Source organism: Sphingorhabdus sp. 109, assembly GCF_902506555.1.
GTDB lineage: Bacteria > Pseudomonadota > Alphaproteobacteria > Sphingomonadales > Sphingomonadaceae > Parasphingorhabdus.
Map to the genome: position 1 here is coordinate 842,059 of NZ_LR732707.1, position 15,481 is coordinate 857,539.

Sequence of the window (15,481 nt, forward strand, 5' to 3'; positions counted from 1 at the left end):
GCGCGCAAGGCACAATTCCGGGGATTGCTTATAATATCTGGAAAATCGTCCCTTAGGCGGGGCGCTGCGCCATGCGGGCAGCAGCATTGGTACGCCTAAGGGCGTATAAGTCGTAGCAGCAGGAGAGCTTTGGACCGGGTCATGCAATGCTATCTATCCAGAATGATGAAAAAAGCAACCTCGGCGATAAATTTATCTGGCGAGGCACGCCTGGCGGCAAAGAAAAAGGCGGCGGAGATAGTCTCCACCGCCCGTTTCCCAACCGTCGATATGGTCTAGTTCTTTTCTTTGTCGACCAGTTTGTTGGCACCGATCCAGGGCATCATGGCGCGAAGCTGGGCTCCGGTTTCCTCGATCGGATGGGCGGCAGCCTGCTTGCGGGCCGCTTTCAGTTCCGGCTGGCCGGCGCGATTGTCGAGAACGAAATCCTTGACGAAGCGGCCTGACTGGATGTCGGCTAGTACGCGCTTCATCTCCGCCTTGGTATCGGCAGTAATGATCCGGGGGCCGGTCGTGATATCGCCATATTCCGCGGTGTTGGAGATCGAATAGCGCATGTTGGCAATGCCGCCTTCGTAGAGCAGGTCGACGATCAACTTGGTTTCGTGCAGACACTCGAAATACGCCATTTCCGGCGCATAGCCTGCTTCGGTCAGGGTTTCGAAACCCGCCTGAATCAGATGGGTGATGCCACCGCAAAGCACGGCCTGCTCACCGAACAGATCGGTTTCGCATTCTTCGCGGAAATTGGTTTCGATGATACCGGAGCGGCCGCCGCCAACGCCGGACGCATAAGCCAGCGCTACATCATGGGCATTGCCCGATACGTCACGGTCGATCGCGATCAGGCAGGGGACACCGCCGCCGCGCTGATATTCGCTGCGCACCGTGTGGCCGGGGCCCTTTGGCGCAATCATGATCACGTCGAGATCTTCGCGCGCTTCGATCAGGCCGAAATGGATATTCAGGCCATGGGCGAAGGCGAGGGCGGCGCCCTCTTTCATATTGGCGTGCAGGTCGTCGGCATAGATAGCGGCCTGATGCTCGTCGGGCGCCAGGATCATCACAATATCAGCCCATGCCGCGGCTTCCTGGTTGGTCATCACCTTGAAGCCTGCATCTTCGGCCTTTTTCGCGGTCGCCGAACCGGCGCGCAGGGCAATGGCCACTTCCTTGACGCCGCTGTCACGAAGGTTCTGGGCATGGGCATGGCCCTGGCTGCCATAGCCGACAATCGCGATTTTCTTGCCGGTGATCAGGCCGAGATCTGCGTCGGCGTCATAATAAACTTTCATTTTTCTTCCTTATATTCAGAGGATTGCGAATAGATTTTGACTGGCTCTATAACCTGAAAAACCGGCCTATAGAGGATTTGCGCGGTTCATGCCGGTTCCGGTCCCCGGCCAATCGCGACCACGCCGGTCCGACCGACTTCCACCAGTCCGACCTCGCGCATCAGGCCAACGAACGTCTCGATCTTTTCCGGAGCACCGGTAATTTCGAAGATAAAGCTTTCTGTGGTCGCATCGACAACCCGCGCGCGATAAATATCCGCCAGACGCATAGCCTCGATGCGGTTCTCGCCCTTGCCGGCGACTTTTACCAGCGCCAGTTCGCGCTGGACATGCGGTCCGGACTCGGTGAGGTCGCGGACGCTATGTACCGGCACCAGACGGTCGAGCTGGGCAATGATCTGCTCGATCACATGCGGTGGCCCGTTGGTGGCGATGGTGATCCGGCTGACCGCATGGTCTTCGCTGATATCCGCCACGGTCAGGCTGTCGATGTTATAGCCGCGAGCGGTGAACATGCCGGCGATCCGGGCCAATATGCCCGCTTCGTTGTCAACAAGAACGGCAAGAACATGACGTTCAACGGCTTCTTCGTGGATATGCATCAGACAAGGGCCTTTGCTTGGTCGTCCATCGTACCCTTCACATCGGCTTCGGTAAGAAGCATTTCGGTATGGGCAGCGCCCGACGGGATCATCGGGAAACAGTTTGCGAGCTTGGCGACGCGGCAATCGACCATCACCGGTCCGTCGGTTTCGATCATCTTCTGGATGCCGGATTCCAGATCGGCAGGATCCTCGATCCGGATACCGGTCCAGTCATAGCTTTCCGCCAGCTTCACAAAATCCGGGAGACTGTCGCTGTAACTATTTGAATAACGGCTTTCATAGGTCAGTTCCTGCCATTGGCGAACCATGCCCATATATTCGTTGTTGAGGACGAAAATCTTTACCGGCAACCGATATTGGGTGGCGGTCCCGAGTTCCTGGATATTCATCTGGATCGATGCTTCGCCGGCAATATCGATGACCAGCGCATCGGGATTGCCCAGTTGCGCGCCGATCGCGGCAGGCAGGCCATAGCCCATGGTGCCGAGGCCGCCACTGGTCAGCCATTTATTGGGCGATTCGAAATCGAAATGCTGGGCGGCCCACATCTGGTGCTGGCCGACTTCGGTGGTGATGATCGGTTCGCGCTTGTGGGTGGCTTCCCACAATTTGCGGATCGCTTCCTGCGGCATGATTTCGGTCTTGTTTTCGGGATAGTCGAGGCAGTTTGTTGCCCGCCAGCCGGTGATCCGGGCCCACCATTCGCCCAGTTCGGGCGTGGCAAAGCGGCGCCCCTTGAGCACGGCGATCAACTGTTCCATCACCCGGCCGACATCGCCGATAACCGGCAGATCGACACGGACGGTCTTGTTGATCGACGACCGGTCGATATCGACGTGGATTTTCTTGCTATTCGGCGAAAAGGCATCGAGCCGTCCCGTGATCCGGTCATCGAAACGGGCGCCAAGGCAGATCACCAGATCGGCCTTGTTCATCGCCATATTCGCTTCAAAAGTTCCGTGCATGCCCAGCATGCCCAGCCATTTGTCCGAAGAGGCCGGAAATGCGCCCAGCCCCATCAGGGTAGACGTGACCGGACAGCCCAGCAATTCCGCCAGTTCCCGCAATGTTTCGCTGGCTTTCGGCCCACTGTTGATAATCCCGCCGCCAGTATAGAGGACCGGCGCTTTCGCAGCCATGATCATTTCGGCTGCGGCGTTGATTGCCTTGAAATCGCCCTCGGTCTGCGGCTGATAGCGCGTATTGGTCCGGGCGCGATTGCTGCCATGTTCGGTCGCGGCGACCTGGACATTCTTCGGAATGTCGATGACCACCGGACCCGGTCGGCCCTGGGTGGCAATATGGAAGGCTTCCTGGACAACGGGTGCCAGATCGGACGGTTTCTTCACCAGATAATTATGCTTGGTGCAATGCCGGGTGATGCCGACCGTGTCGGATTCCTGGAACGCGTCTGAACCGATCAGATTGGTTGCAACCTGTCCGGTGAAGACGACCATCGGGATGCTGTCCATCAGCGCATCGGTGATTCCGGTAACGGCATTGGTTGCACCCGGCCCGGAAGTGACCAGCACCACGCCCGGTTTCCCGGTAGAGCGCGCATAGCCTTCGGCCGCATGGGTGGCTGCCTGTTCGTGCCGAACCAGGATATGCTTGATCTTGGGATGCTCGTAGAGCGCATCATAGATGGGAAGCACTGCGCCGCCCGGATAGCCGAATACGGTATCCACACCCAGATCCAGCAGGGTCTCAACCAATATATCGGCGCCGCTTTTTTCGGCCACATCATGCTCCATCAATGTCTGTTACGCATATTCGCCCGCCATGATGCACTGCAGCACAATAGGCAAGGCTTATCAATTCGGGGCTGGCTACATATCTGAATATGTTATGTCAAGGCCTAAAAGCGAAATATAATATCAAATATATGCTCCATATTGATATTATAAACCTCTTCAATCCTGTGCCAATCGGACGGGGTCTGGTTACGGAACCAGGTATATTGCCGTTTTGCGTATCGTCGGGTGGCGGTTTGCGCCTGTTCCACCGCTTCGGCCCGGCTGATGTCACCCGCGATCCAGGCCGCGATTTCGGCAATCCCGATAGCCCGCATGACCGGCAGATTTACTGGGATATTGCGGGACAGCAGTCGCTCCACCTCTTCTCTGGCTCCGCGTTCGATCATCTCGTCAAACCGCCGGTCACAGCGTTCGTACAACCATTCCCGTGGCGGCAGCAGCAACAAGGGATGCAAGGTGATCCGGTCACCGATTCCGCCTGTCTTGTGTTTGTGCCAATGGTCGAGCGCCTTTCCGGTCGAGCGGACTACTTCCAGCGCCCGCTGGACGCGGGTTGTGTCGGTCGCGTGCAGCCGCTCGGCCGAAAGCGGATCCAGCCGCTGAAGCGCGCGATATGCTTCCAATGTTTCCATTTTCCGGATTTCCTGCCGGACAGCCGGCTGGATTTCGGGGATCGGCGCGATGCCATCGAGCAAGGTCCGGACATAAAGTCCGGTCCCTCCAACCAGTATCGGCAGGAGATCGCGTTCATGCGCGGCGGCGATTGCCGTCTTGGCGTCACGGGCCCAGCGTGCAGCGGAACAGGCTTCAACGCCGTCGATATAGCCGAACAGCTGATGGTCGATGCCCTCCATTTCCTGTTCGGTCGGACGCGCGCTCAATATGGTGAGATCGCGATAGACCTGGGCGCTGTCGGCATTGATGATCACCGAGGGTTGCTTTTTGGCGATATCCAGTGCCAAGGCGGACTTGCCGCTGGCCGTGGGGCCTATGACCAGCGCAACATTCTGCTTCTGTTTCGGAGAAATCATGTTCATCGCCACGCTCATAGCAAAAGAATCCCTGAATGAGAGAGATATTCAATCGGCGGTCGCCAGCCTCGGTCGGGCCGGTGCCACTGTCTCGCGCCAGTCCGGTCTGATTGACGGGCGGGTGCTGGATATTTTCTTCGAGGGCGATCCCGGTGCGGCGCGGGCCTGTCTGGAGACGGTCGAAGGCGATATCGACATCGCCGTCCAGCCGGAAGAAAACCGGCGCAAAAAACTGCTGATTTCCGACATGGACAGCACCATGATCACGGTTGAGTGCATCGACGAGCTGGCCGACTATGCCGGCATCAAGACCGAGATCGCGGCGATCACCGAACGGGCCATGCAGGGCGAACTGGATTTCGAAGAGGCGCTACGCGGTCGAGTGGCGCTGCTCGAGGGACTGGAAGTCGCGGCGATCCAGCTCTGTCTGGATGAACGGGTCCGGATCATGCCGGGTGCAGAAATCCTTGTCCGGACCATGGCCCGGGACGGCGGAACGACAATATTGGTCTCCGGCGGATTTACAAAATTTGCCAGCCCCGTCGCGCAAACCATTGGATTTGGGTCATTTCATGCCAATGTTCTGGCCGAATCTGCCGGACTGCTTACCGGCCAGCTGGATGGCCCTGTCGTCGACTCAGCCCGCAAGGAGCAGTTGCTGCAATCCGCTGCGCGGGAAAGCGGGCTAACGCTCGAATCCTGCCTGGCCGTCGGTGACGGTGCCAATGACATCCCGATGTTGCAAAGGGCTGGGCTGGGCGTCGCCTATCACGCCAAGCCGAAGGCGGCGCAGGCCGCCGATGTCGCGATCAGATATAATGATCTGACGGCGCTCCTGTATATTCAGGGAATATCTGCCGACCAGTGGGTCACGCAATAGACCGGGGTTACCGGTGTTTGACGATACAGTCATTGCCCGATGCCTTGACCTGGCCGCAGGTCGAATCGGCTTGCGCACGGGTTCCGAACGGCCCGGCCTGCAAGCGCGTGATGCTGCCCGCCCTGACCAGATAAGGCTGTAGTCCGGCGAGCGCCGAAACGCTGCCCTCCAGTCTGCTCCACAGGCTTTTCGCCTTGTTCTCGTCGCTAAACGCGCCAAGTTGCACCCGCCAGTTGCCCGTCGTCGTGGCGCGCACCGGCGCTGCCGCAGCAACAGGGGCGGTCGGTGCAGGTTGCGGGGCAGGGGCGTAAGTCACGCCAGGTGTAACCGGGCCGGGAGCCGGAACCGGATCGGGTAAAGCCGGACGGGACGGGGGCAATTGCGCTGTTTGCACAGGACCGCTCGATGGTGTTGGTCTCAGGCCGCCAATCTGGGCGGTCCTGATCCGCTTTTCATCCTGTTCCATCTGGCCGGCCAGTTCAACCGCGCGCCGCCGGTCCTCGACCGGGATGAAGCGATCCATCTGCGCGAGATTGGATGTCGCTTGCGGCAGTTCCTGCGCTGATGCGCGGGTCATCAATGCATAAGCCTTGATCCAGTCCTTCTCGACGAAATCTCCGTTGAAGTGACCGGTTCCCAGAACATATTGCGCCCGTGGCTCGCCGCGCTCTGCCGAAGCCTGCAGATAGGGCAGGGCTTCGCTCCGGCGATTGTTCTGGAACAACAGCAGACCGTAATTGTCATTGGCCTGCAAATGGCCCTGGTCGGCAGCCTTCTTGTACCAATCCCCGGCTTGCGCCAGATCCTGCGGAACGCCGCGGCCGAGCTTGTAGGCCTGTCCCATGTTGAACTGGGCATCGGCATCGCCCTGGTTGGCGGGGCCGCGCCATTCGTTGATAGCCGTCTGAAAATCGCCACGCCCCCAGGCATCGACCCCGTCCTTTACATCCGCCAGCGCCGGTGCGGCAGCCATGGTCAACGCCAGACCGAGCAAAGGAGCAAAATGTTTACGGGTCTTTTTCATGGAATATCCTCGATAATCAAATTTCAACAATATCAGCCGTGAATGATTTGCTAAACCCCTGAAACTCTTCAGGTCTAGTAAAAACTGGCAAGCTGGCCCGGGAATCCCCTGCGAAACGAATGTAACCGATAATTTCGCCAACGCAAAATTCCCCTCGATCCCGTTAACCCTATTTTAGCCCTGTTCTGTCACAAAAGCCGCAGATTAGAGATTTTCAGGCAAATATTGCCACGATTGAACAAGGGGAAGAGCGTGCGAGTTCTAGCAATGGCTTCGCAAAAGGGCGGTTCCGGCAAGACGACATTGTCCGGGCATCTGGCTGTGCAGGCACAATTGGCCGGTGCTGGCCCTGTCGTCCTGATCGACATCGATCCTCAAGGATCGCTGGCCGATTGGTGGAACGAGCGGGAAGCCGAGTTGCCGGCCTTTGCGCAAACCACAGTTTCGCGCCTGGCTGCGGATCTCGCGATATTGCGTCAGCAGGGTTTCAAACTGGCGGTCATCGATACACCGCCGGCAATCACCATGGCGATCCAGAGCGTGATTTCGGTTGCCGAACTGATTGTCATTCCGACCCGTCCAAGTCCACACGATCTCAGGGCTGTCGGGGCCACCGTTGATCTCTGTGAACGGGCAGGCAAGCCCCTGATCTTCGTCGTCAATGGTGCGACTCCGAAAGCGAAGATAACCTCTGAAGCGGCGGTCGCGCTGTCCCAGCACGGCACCGTTGCGCCGATTACCGTCCATCACCGGACCGATTTTGCCGGCTCGATGATCGATGGCCGTACCGTGATGGAAGTCGATCCGAAGAGCCGTTCGGCCCAGGAAGTCGTCCATCTCTGGTCCTATATTTCCGACCGGCTTGAGAAAAACTTCCGCCGGACGATTTTCAGCGCACCCGCGATGGCACAGAAAGTCAATCCGGGCATCCAGCGGGCTGGCGGCAATTTCGGCCGCCGTGTTGTTGGTTCGTGATGGGGGAGGCTGAGAAAATGAGCGACCCAAAACCCCTAGCATCCCTTTCGTCCAGCCTGCTGGCTCGCAAAGGTGGCGCAAAGCCGGCCATGCGTCGGCAGAGCTTTGCGAATTTTGGCGACCAAGGCGCTGGTTCCGGTGGCGAAATCCACGAGGATCTGGGCTGGGATGACATGGGCTATGATGTCGACCCTGACCATAATGCGCATCCGGTTGAACATGTCCACAATCCGCTGGCTGGTGCCATCCCGAATCCGGGTGTCGCGGTCCGGCAGCAGCAGGAAGAAATTGCTGCCAAACTGGGTGTGAAGCCATCGAATGAAGGCGTAAGCGAAGATGAGGCGGAAAAACCCGGCGTGGCGCCGGTAGCGTTGCCGCTATCGACGGAAGCCAAACCACTGGCTGAAAAGCCTTCGGTGCTGGAATCCGCCAGAATAGGAAAAAGCAAGGCCAAGAAGCCACGCCCGGCGACAAAATCCCGGACCCGCAAGGCAAAAACCGCATTCACGCTGCGGCTGGATCCGGAACGGCATCTGAAATTGCGTCTGGCAACGGCGGTCAAGAATGTCTCGGCTCAGCAATTGGTAACCAGGGCCGTGGACGAATATCTGAAGACCATTCCCGAACTGGACGATCTGGCCGAACGCGTTCCGTCGCGCGGAGCCGCCTGAATCAGGCTTGAAAAGAATATTGAACGGAAACGACTGACTTTTATTGCGAGGGCATAAAAATGAAACGCGATGTAATTTTGAAAATGGCTGCATCCTCCATGGTGTTTGCCACCGTGTTGACAGGCTGCGGCCCCCTTGGCGGCGGCTCGGTAGCCTCCCTGTCCAGCAAGCCGGCAACCGTCAAAGACGGTGCGAAATATGCCAAGAAGGCTGAAAAGGCATTGGCCAAGGGTGATCTCGAAGCTGCAATTGCTTATGCTGAACGTTCGGTCGCCGGCGTGGGTAGCGATCCGGAAACACGGGCGCTTCTCGGCCAGGCCTATCTGTCTGCCGGTCGGATGGCTTCGGCAGAACGCAGTTTCGAGGATGCCATGGAACTCGGCAAGTCGGACGCACGTACGATTCTGAGTCTCAGCCTCGCAAAACTGGGCCAGGGCAAAGCGTCCGAGGCCAAGGCGCTTATCGTCAATAACCGTCAATATATTCCGGCTTCCGACTATGGGCTGGCGCTGGCATTGGCTGGTGACAGCAAGACCGCGATCACGGTTCTCGAACAGGCGATTCGTGAAGCCAATGTTACCGGCCGCACCCGCCAGAATCTGGGGCTGGCCTATGCTCTGGACGGTCGCTGGAAAGAAGCCAAGCTGATGGCGATGCAGGATGTTGCACCGGAAACGGTCAATGATCGGGTGATGCAATGGGCACAGATGGCGCGTCCCGAAGCCTATCAGACCCGCATCGCCACTGTGCTGAACGTGACCCCGGTCGCCAATGATCCGGGTCAGCCGGCGCAACTGGCGCTCCGTGCGAACGTTGTTCCGAGCAATGTAGCCTCATCTCCGAAACAGGATTATGGCCGTGAAGTTGCCAGCTTTGACCGGAACACTCCGCTTCCGGCTGTTGGCCCTGCGCCAAAAGTCGGGAATGAGGCTGATTTCCTCGCCAAGGAAAATAACGTGAAAGTGGCTTCCGTGGCGTTGCCAGCCAGCAGCGCGGCTGCAAAATCAGTGGCCAGTGCGGCCGCTGCCACAACGCCCGCCAAACCGACTCCCGCCAATCTCGTCGTCGAGCGCAACCAGCCAGCGCAGGTAAAGACGGCCGCGGTGCAGAACATTCCGGCCGACAAGCCTGTTTTGCAGAAAACAGCTTATCAGCCAGTATCGCAGACCGTAATTCCGACGTCCGGGACGCATCTGGTTCAGCTCGGAGCCTTTTCCTCGGCGGCCAGCGCCAAGCGCGCCTGGGGTATATTGTCCGCCAGGAACAGCGATCTGAAATCGTTCCAATATGCCAGTTCGCGGGTCAACGTAAAAGGACGGACGCTCTACCGCCTCGCAGCCGTCGGATTCGGCAATGCGCAGACGGCCGAAGCCATGTGTTCCGGCATCAAGGCCAAAGGCGGCAACTGCATTGTCCGCCAGGCAAAGGGCGTCAGCAAGGCCGTGCCAACGCGCATGGCCAGTCAGGCTCCGAAGAAACTCGCTTCGCGCTAAATCATCCTGCCATGCGATAAAGGCGGTGGGCTAATAAGCTCTGCCGCCTTTATATATGGCCGTGACCCGGCCTTGGACCGGCAAACCATCAAACGGGGTATTGCCGGCGGCGGCTGCCATTTTCCGTGCATCGACACGCCAGGGCGCATCCTCGTCGATCAGGATGAAATCCGCTTCATAGCCTGGTGTCAACGAGCCTGCTTCAACCCCGAGTATTTTCGCCGGATTGGTGGACAACAGCTCGAACAGACGTCCGATCGGGATGATGCCGTCGCGAACCAGCGTGAGCGACAGGGCCAGCAAGGTTTCCGCCCCCGCCATGCCCGGTGCGGCCTCGGCAAAGGGCAGGCGCTTGTCCTCGGGGCCGCGCGGATCATGACCGGAAGAAATCACATCAATGGTGCCATCTCTGACGGCTTCGATGCAGGCGAGGCGATTCGCCTCGTTCCGCAGCGGCGGGCTCAGCCGGGCAAATGTCCGGAAATCGCTGATCGCGATATCAGACAACAGAAGATGGGCAGGGGTGATCCCGCAAGATACCGGCAGATCTTCCGATTTGGCCGCCCGGATCAGCTCGAGCCCGTCGGTCGTGGTCACCTGACGGAAATGCACATGGGCACCGGTCTCGCGAACCAGCGCGATATCCCGCGCAATTGACAGCGATTCGGCCGCGGCCGTGGCGCTGGCCAGCCCGAGACGCGTCGCGGTCTCGCCATTGGTCGCGACGGCGTCGCCGGTGAGCCCGGCATCCTCACTGTGCACGATCAGCGGCAGATCAAGCGATTTGCAATATTGCAGCAGGCGCAGCATGATGCCGCTGTCGGCAATCCATCGCCGGCCGGTTGCCACCGCCTTCGCACCGGAACGCTGCATCAATCCGATTTCCGCGAGCTGCTGTCCTTCGAGGCCCTTGGTGGCCGCGGCGATCGGATGTGACCAGAGATCCGGTTTCCCGTCGACGGCATTATGCTTGATCATCGCCGGTAGATCGAGGATCGGGGCCTGATCCGGCATCAGCGCCGCCCGGGTTATCCCGCCAAAACGGAACGCTGGTTTGTCGATCGCAAAAACGCCGAGATCGACGATGCCCGGCGCGAGGAGTCTGCCCTGGCAGTCGATTGCCCCGTCTGAGCGATCGTCAGCACCAGTATTGATCGTGGTGATGCGGTCTCCTTCGACCAACAGGCTGCCCTCTACCGGTTGTTGTTCGCCCGGCAGAACCAGACGGGCATTGCCAAAATACCTGTTCATGACCAGCCCTCCACACCGCGCGATTTGCGGGTCAGGATATCCAGACAGGCCATGCGCACGGCCACGCCCATTTCGACCTGCTCGGTAATCGCGGAATTTTCGAGATCGTCTGCAACATCGCTGTCGATTTCGACGCCGCGGTTCATCGGGCCAGGGTGCATTATCAACGCGTCGGTGTTGGCTAGTTCCAGTCGCTCGCGGGTCAGGCCATAGAGATATTGATATTCGCGCGGGCTGGGGATGAAGTCACCGTTCATCCGTTCGTTTTGCAGCCGCAGCATCATAACCACATCGCTGCCCTTCAGTGCTTCGTCGAAATTTGTAAACACCTCGACGTTAAACCGGTCAAGCGCGGCGGGGAGCAGGGACGGCGGTGCGCATATCCGGACCCTGGCGCCCAATGTGGTCAGGCAGTAGATATTGGACCGCGCCACCCGGCTGTGCATCACGTCACCGCAGATGGTAACGGTTAGCCCGCTGATCTCTCCCCGGCGGCGCTGGATGGTCAGCGCGTCGAGCAAAGCCTGGGTCGGGTGCTCGTGCCGTCCGTCCCCGGCGTTAAGCACCGGACAGTCAACCTTGTCGGCAATCAGCTGCACCGCGCCGGAGCTGCCGTGGCGGATGACAATCGCATCGGCCTTCATTGCGTTGAGCGTAACCGCCGTGTCGATCAGCGTCTCGCCCTTCTTGATGCTCGATTGCGCCGCGTGCATGTTAACGACATCCGCGCCCATCCGCTTTCCGGCAATTTCAAAGGACAGCAGCGTTCTCGTGCTATTCTCGAAAAAGGCATTGATGACGGTCAGGCCATCAAGCTTGTCGGCATGTTTGCTGGATTTCTTGTTGAGGTCGACCCATTGCTTGGCCTCTTCCAGCAGGAATAATATCTCCCAGGGCTGCAGCCCGGCGATACCCAATAGATGACGATGAGGAAAAGCATCCGATCCGGCTGGAAAGGTCTGCGACGATGCGGTTTTTTGCGATGTCATTAAAGCGGGTTCTATAGTGCCATCATGACAGGGCGGCAAGCCTGTCGATGGCACCCTGCAAAATATAGGCGGCGGCCATTTTGTCGACCACCTTGGCCCGTTTCTTCCGGCTGACGTCCGAGGCGATCAGGTCGCGGGTGACCGCCTGTGTACTCCACCGTTCGTCCCACAGGAGAATCGGCAGGCCGAGTGGTTTGAGGTTCTGGGCAAAGGCGCGTGCGGCCTGGGTCTGCGGGCTCTGGCTGCCGTCGAGATTGAGCGGCAGGCCAGCGACCAGTCCGACAATATTCTGTTCGGCAATGACCGTTTTGATGCGTTCCAGATCCTTGGAGAATTTGCGCCGCTCGATGGTTTCCGCCGGCGTCGCGAAGGTCCAGTGCGAATCGCACAGGGCCATGCCCACGGTCTTGGTGCCGATATCCAGCCCCAGCAGCCGCCCGCCATCGGGCAACACAGCGGCAAAGGCCGCAACATCATCGGAGATCAGCGTGCCGGAAATGCTGTTACCCTCCGGCGCGCGTCTGCCCGGACATTGGCCCAGAACAGGCTATAGTCATAGACATGATAATTATTGCCGGGGAGGGCATAGGGACCGATTTCCGGCGGATCGCCGATCAGCAGAAAACCGCGCGGATCGCATTTTGCCGGAACCGATCCGACGGTGACGCTTGCTTCGCTCAGATCGTCGTTCGGGACAAGCGTGCCGAGATTGGCCGAAGCCGGAGAAGACGAGTTGACGTCGCCGTTGACCGGATTGCTGCACAGTAATTTTGTATCTTTTCGCGGCTCGCCGTTGAAGCCGATGGTCATGTCATAGACCTTGATGATCCTGCCATAATCTGCGGGCTCGGCAAAGCTTTGCCAGGCCATGATGCAACGGGTCTGTTCGGGCGTTTCGCAGATGTCGAGGCCCATTTCAGAGATATCGCTGTCTACCGAGACCGGCCAGCCGACAACGTAAGCGGCGACAATCCGGTTGGCGAGCGGTGTGCCCGCGACCCGGTCCTTGAGCAAATTGGTCAGATGCAGACTGCCCTGGCTGTGCCCGGCCAGAATGATCGGCTGATCGCTTGGAATTTCCCCGACAAAATAATCAAAGGCCGCCAGCACGTCCTGATAGGCTGCGTCCAGCGCCCGCTGGCCTTCCGGCTTTTCGGTCAGGAACGCGCCGAGGGTTGCCTGGCGATAGCGCGGGGCCCAGACCTGACCGACCGCGTTGAAGGCGCTGGCCTGCCCGCGCAGGAAAATGCGTGCCCGATCTTGCGATTCCTGATCATCGAGCGGCGCGTTCCAGTGATCCTTTTTCAGGAAGGACGTCGGATGGACGAAGAAAACGGCGACCTTCCCGGATTCGGGCAGCGGTGGTTCGCTGTCTTCATAGCCTTGCGGTAGCCAGAGCGCCGGATTGCCCTCCACCAGTTCAGGCCGCGCCAGCCACATTGACGTATCGGCATAGACATTATTTTCAAGCACGTCCTGCGCGGTGAACTCGGTGTCGGGCACAAAGGCCACTTCCATCAGATCGTCGCCATAGACCTGATAAACAAATGCGCCGGCGAGCACGAGAATGACCATGCCTGCGACAAAATAGAGAAATTTACGGGCCAAATGACACTCCAACCTATATGCTGCTGCCTCAATCCGCTTGAAGCCGCTCCGCGCCGGTGCTAGCGGCGCTCGGTACACAATATAAATCCAAAATACCCGAAAAAAGATGAACCTGAAAAGAATGAGTCATGTCAATCGATAAGGAAACCGTCAAAAAGATCGCCAGCCTCTCGAGGATCGCGATTACCGAAGCCGAAGCGGATGCCTTCGTGCCCGAACTGAACCAGATATTGGGTTGGGTCGAGCAACTGGGCGAAGTGGATTGTTCGAAGGTCGAGCCGATGACGGCGGTGATCCCGAACAAATTGCGGCTGCGCGAGGATGTCGTCACCGATGGCGCGATTCGCGACAAGATACTGGCCAACGCGCCCGTGGCCGAACATGGCTTCTTTGCTGTTCCGAAGGTGATTGAATAATGACCGCAATATTTGAAATGGGCATCGCTGATATCCGCAGCGGGATTGCGGATGGCGATTTTACGGCGAAAGAAGTCGCCGAGACATTTATCGCGCGGGTCAGCGCGGCGAAACCGCTGAACGCTTTTCTGGTTGAAACGCCCGACCATGCTCTGGCTTCCGCAGAGGCGGCCGACAAGGCCAAGGCGAATGGCGAAGCACTGGGCAAAATGGCCGGTGTCCCCATCGGGATGAAGGATTTGTTCTGCACCGAAGGCGTGCCGACGACCGCTGCCAGCCTCATTCTCGAAGGCTTCACCCCGCAATATGAATCGACCGTCTCGTCCAACCTGTTCAAGGCGGGCGCAGGTATGCTCGGCAAGCTCAATATGGACCAGTTCGCCATGGGCTCGTCGAACGAAACCAGTGCGTTCGGCAATGTGATTTCGCCCTGGCGGCGTAACGATGGCGGTAATGCCGATTTGGCTCCAGGCGGTTCGTCGGGCGGCAGCGCGGCGGTCGTCTCCGGCCGCATCGCACCGGCCGCCACCGGCACCGATACCGGCGGCTCGATTCGCCAGCCCGCCGCCTTCACCGGCATCACCGGTTTCAAGCCGACTTATGGTCGCTGCTCGCGTTGGGGCACGATCGCCTTTGCCAGTTCGCTCGATCAGGCGGGGCCGATGGCCCATGATGTCCGTGATTGCGCAATCATGCTCGAATCCATGGCCGGTTTCGATGCCAAGGATTCGACTTCGCTGGACCTGCCCGTCCCCGACTGGGAAGCGGCGCTCAATAGCAATCTGGCGGGCAAGAAGATTGGTATTCCCAAGGAATATCGGGTCGACAATATGCCGGCCGAGATCGATGCGCTGTGGCAGAAGGGCATAGAAATGCTCAAGGATGCCGGAGCGACCATCGTCGATGTCTCGCTGCCGCACACCAAATATGCGTTGCCCGCCTATTATATCATCGCACCGGCCGAAGCTTCGTCCAACCTCTCGCGCTATGATGGCGTGCGCTACGGTCTGCGCGATCTGCCGGACGGGGCAGGGCTGCAGGACATGTATGCCGCCACCCGCGAAGCCGGTTTCGGACCGGAAGTGAAGCGCCGGATCATGATCGGCACCTATGTGCTGAGCGCCGGCTATTATGACGCTTATTATACGCAGGCGCAGAAGGTCCGCACCCTGATCTCCCAGGATTTCGACAAGGCCTGGAACAGCTGCGATCTGCTGCTGACCCCGACCGCGCCAAGCGCAGCCTTTGGTCTGGGCGAGAAAAGCGACGATCCGCTGGCCATGTATCTCAACGACGTGTTCACCGTGCCCAGTTCACTGGCCGGATTGCCAGCGATGTCGGTCCCAGCCGGACTGGACGGCAAGGGATTGCCGCTCGGCCTGCAGATCATCGGCAAGGCACTGGACGAACAGAGCGTGTTCAACGCTGGTCTGGCAATCGAGGAACGGGCTGGCTTCGTCGCCAAGCCTGAGCAGTGGTGGTAGAA

At 59.1% G+C, this 15,481-nt stretch carries 15 protein-coding genes; 6 read left to right on the top strand and 9 right to left on the bottom strand.

The genetic code is table 11. The annotated features are described in order from the left end of the window. Positions 1-275 precede the first annotated feature (275 nt). The 4 genes from ilvC to miaA all read right to left on the bottom strand — a co-directional run bounded on the left by ilvC (position 276) and on the right by miaA (position 4,694). Positions 276-1,295, bottom strand: coding sequence for a ketol-acid reductoisomerase (gene ilvC, locus BOSE62_RS04105; RefSeq protein ID WP_089132485.1), 1,020 nt, complete (start codon positions 1,293-1,295; stop codon positions 276-278). A gap of 86 nt (positions 1,296-1,381) precedes the next feature. Beyond that, the gene (ilvN, locus tag BOSE62_RS04110) at positions 1,382-1,897 is read right to left on the bottom strand and encodes an acetolactate synthase small subunit (protein WP_159642315.1); all 516 of its coding nucleotides are present in this window, start codon (positions 1,895-1,897) and stop codon (positions 1,382-1,384) included. Then, complete coding sequence (locus BOSE62_RS04115) at positions 1,897-3,642, bottom strand: acetolactate synthase 3 large subunit (protein ID WP_159642317.1); 1,746 nt, start codon at positions 3,640-3,642, stop codon at positions 1,897-1,899. Before BOSE62_RS04115 ends, ilvN begins: the two co-directional genes overlap by 1 nt. A 116-nt stretch (positions 3,643-3,758) precedes the next feature. Continuing rightward, positions 3,759-4,694 carry a tRNA (adenosine(37)-N6)-dimethylallyltransferase MiaA gene (gene miaA, locus BOSE62_RS04120; RefSeq protein ID WP_159642319.1) on the bottom strand — a complete coding sequence of 312 codons (936 nt, stop codon included), beginning with the start codon at positions 4,692-4,694 and terminating at the stop codon, positions 3,759-3,761. Here miaA and serB point away from each other — a divergent pair. Next, positions 4,687-5,568, top strand: a complete 882-nt coding sequence (gene serB / locus BOSE62_RS04125) for a phosphoserine phosphatase SerB (RefSeq protein WP_159642321.1) — start codon at positions 4,687-4,689, stop codon at positions 5,566-5,568. The genes miaA and serB overlap by 8 nt on opposite strands. A 7-nt stretch (positions 5,569-5,575) precedes the next feature. On the opposite strand, the gene BOSE62_RS04130 is transcribed toward serB, so the two are convergent. After that, positions 5,576-6,592, bottom strand: coding sequence for an SPOR domain-containing protein (locus BOSE62_RS04130; RefSeq protein WP_159642323.1), 1,017 nt, complete (start codon positions 6,590-6,592; stop codon positions 5,576-5,578). Between the two features lie 252 nt (positions 6,593-6,844). Here BOSE62_RS04130 and BOSE62_RS04135 point away from each other — a divergent pair, with 252 nt between their 5' ends. From BOSE62_RS04135 to BOSE62_RS04145, 3 genes are read left to right on the top strand one after another with little or no spacing between them, the layout of a single operon-like run. Beyond that, complete coding sequence (locus BOSE62_RS04135; RefSeq protein ID WP_159642325.1) at positions 6,845-7,567, top strand: ParA family protein; 723 nt, start codon at positions 6,845-6,847, stop codon at positions 7,565-7,567. Positions 7,568-7,584: 17 nt separating this feature from the next. Beyond that, complete coding sequence (locus tag BOSE62_RS04140; RefSeq protein ID WP_159642327.1) at positions 7,585-8,238, top strand: hypothetical protein; 654 nt, start codon at positions 7,585-7,587, stop codon at positions 8,236-8,238. A 59-nt stretch (positions 8,239-8,297) separates the two neighbouring features. Further along, the gene (locus BOSE62_RS04145; protein ID WP_159642329.1) at positions 8,298-9,731 is read left to right on the top strand and encodes an SPOR domain-containing protein; all 1,434 of its coding nucleotides are present in this window, start codon (positions 8,298-8,300) and stop codon (positions 9,729-9,731) included. A 30-nt stretch (positions 9,732-9,761) separates the two neighbouring features. Here BOSE62_RS04145 and BOSE62_RS04150 read toward each other — a convergent pair whose 3' ends face one another. Genes BOSE62_RS04150 through BOSE62_RS04165 form a run of 4 tightly spaced genes read right to left on the bottom strand, consistent with a single transcriptional unit; the run spans position 9,762 to position 13,579 of the window. Continuing rightward, positions 9,762-10,982 (bottom strand): dihydroorotase, encoded by a 1,221-nt coding sequence (locus BOSE62_RS04150; protein WP_159642331.1) that lies wholly within the window; start codon positions 10,980-10,982, stop codon positions 9,762-9,764. Continuing rightward, positions 10,979-11,971: an aspartate carbamoyltransferase catalytic subunit gene (locus tag BOSE62_RS04155; RefSeq protein ID WP_159642333.1), complete on the bottom strand. Its 993-nt coding sequence runs from the start codon at positions 11,969-11,971 to the stop codon at positions 10,979-10,981. Before BOSE62_RS04155 ends, BOSE62_RS04150 begins: the two co-directional genes overlap by 4 nt. Positions 11,972-11,993: 22 nt before the next feature. After that, the gene (gene ruvX / locus BOSE62_RS04160; protein WP_159647886.1) at positions 11,994-12,458 is read right to left on the bottom strand and encodes a Holliday junction resolvase RuvX; all 465 of its coding nucleotides are present in this window, start codon (positions 12,456-12,458) and stop codon (positions 11,994-11,996) included. After that, positions 12,455-13,579, bottom strand: a complete 1,125-nt coding sequence (locus BOSE62_RS04165; RefSeq protein ID WP_159642335.1) for a DUF3089 domain-containing protein — start codon at positions 13,577-13,579, stop codon at positions 12,455-12,457. Before BOSE62_RS04165 ends, ruvX begins: the two co-directional genes overlap by 4 nt. 128 nt (positions 13,580-13,707) lie before the next feature. On the opposite strand from BOSE62_RS04165, the gene gatC reads away from it, so the two are divergent. Together gatC and gatA are read left to right on the top strand one after the other, a co-directional pair. Beyond that, the gene (gatC, locus tag BOSE62_RS04170) at positions 13,708-13,995 is read left to right on the top strand and encodes an Asp-tRNA(Asn)/Glu-tRNA(Gln) amidotransferase subunit GatC (protein ID WP_159642337.1); all 288 of its coding nucleotides are present in this window, start codon (positions 13,708-13,710) and stop codon (positions 13,993-13,995) included. After that, positions 13,995-15,479: an Asp-tRNA(Asn)/Glu-tRNA(Gln) amidotransferase subunit GatA gene (gene gatA, locus BOSE62_RS04175; RefSeq protein ID WP_159642339.1), complete on the top strand. Its 1,485-nt coding sequence runs from the start codon at positions 13,995-13,997 to the stop codon at positions 15,477-15,479. The genes gatC and gatA overlap by 1 nt, the downstream gene beginning before the upstream one ends. Positions 15,480-15,481: the final 2 nt, after the last annotated feature.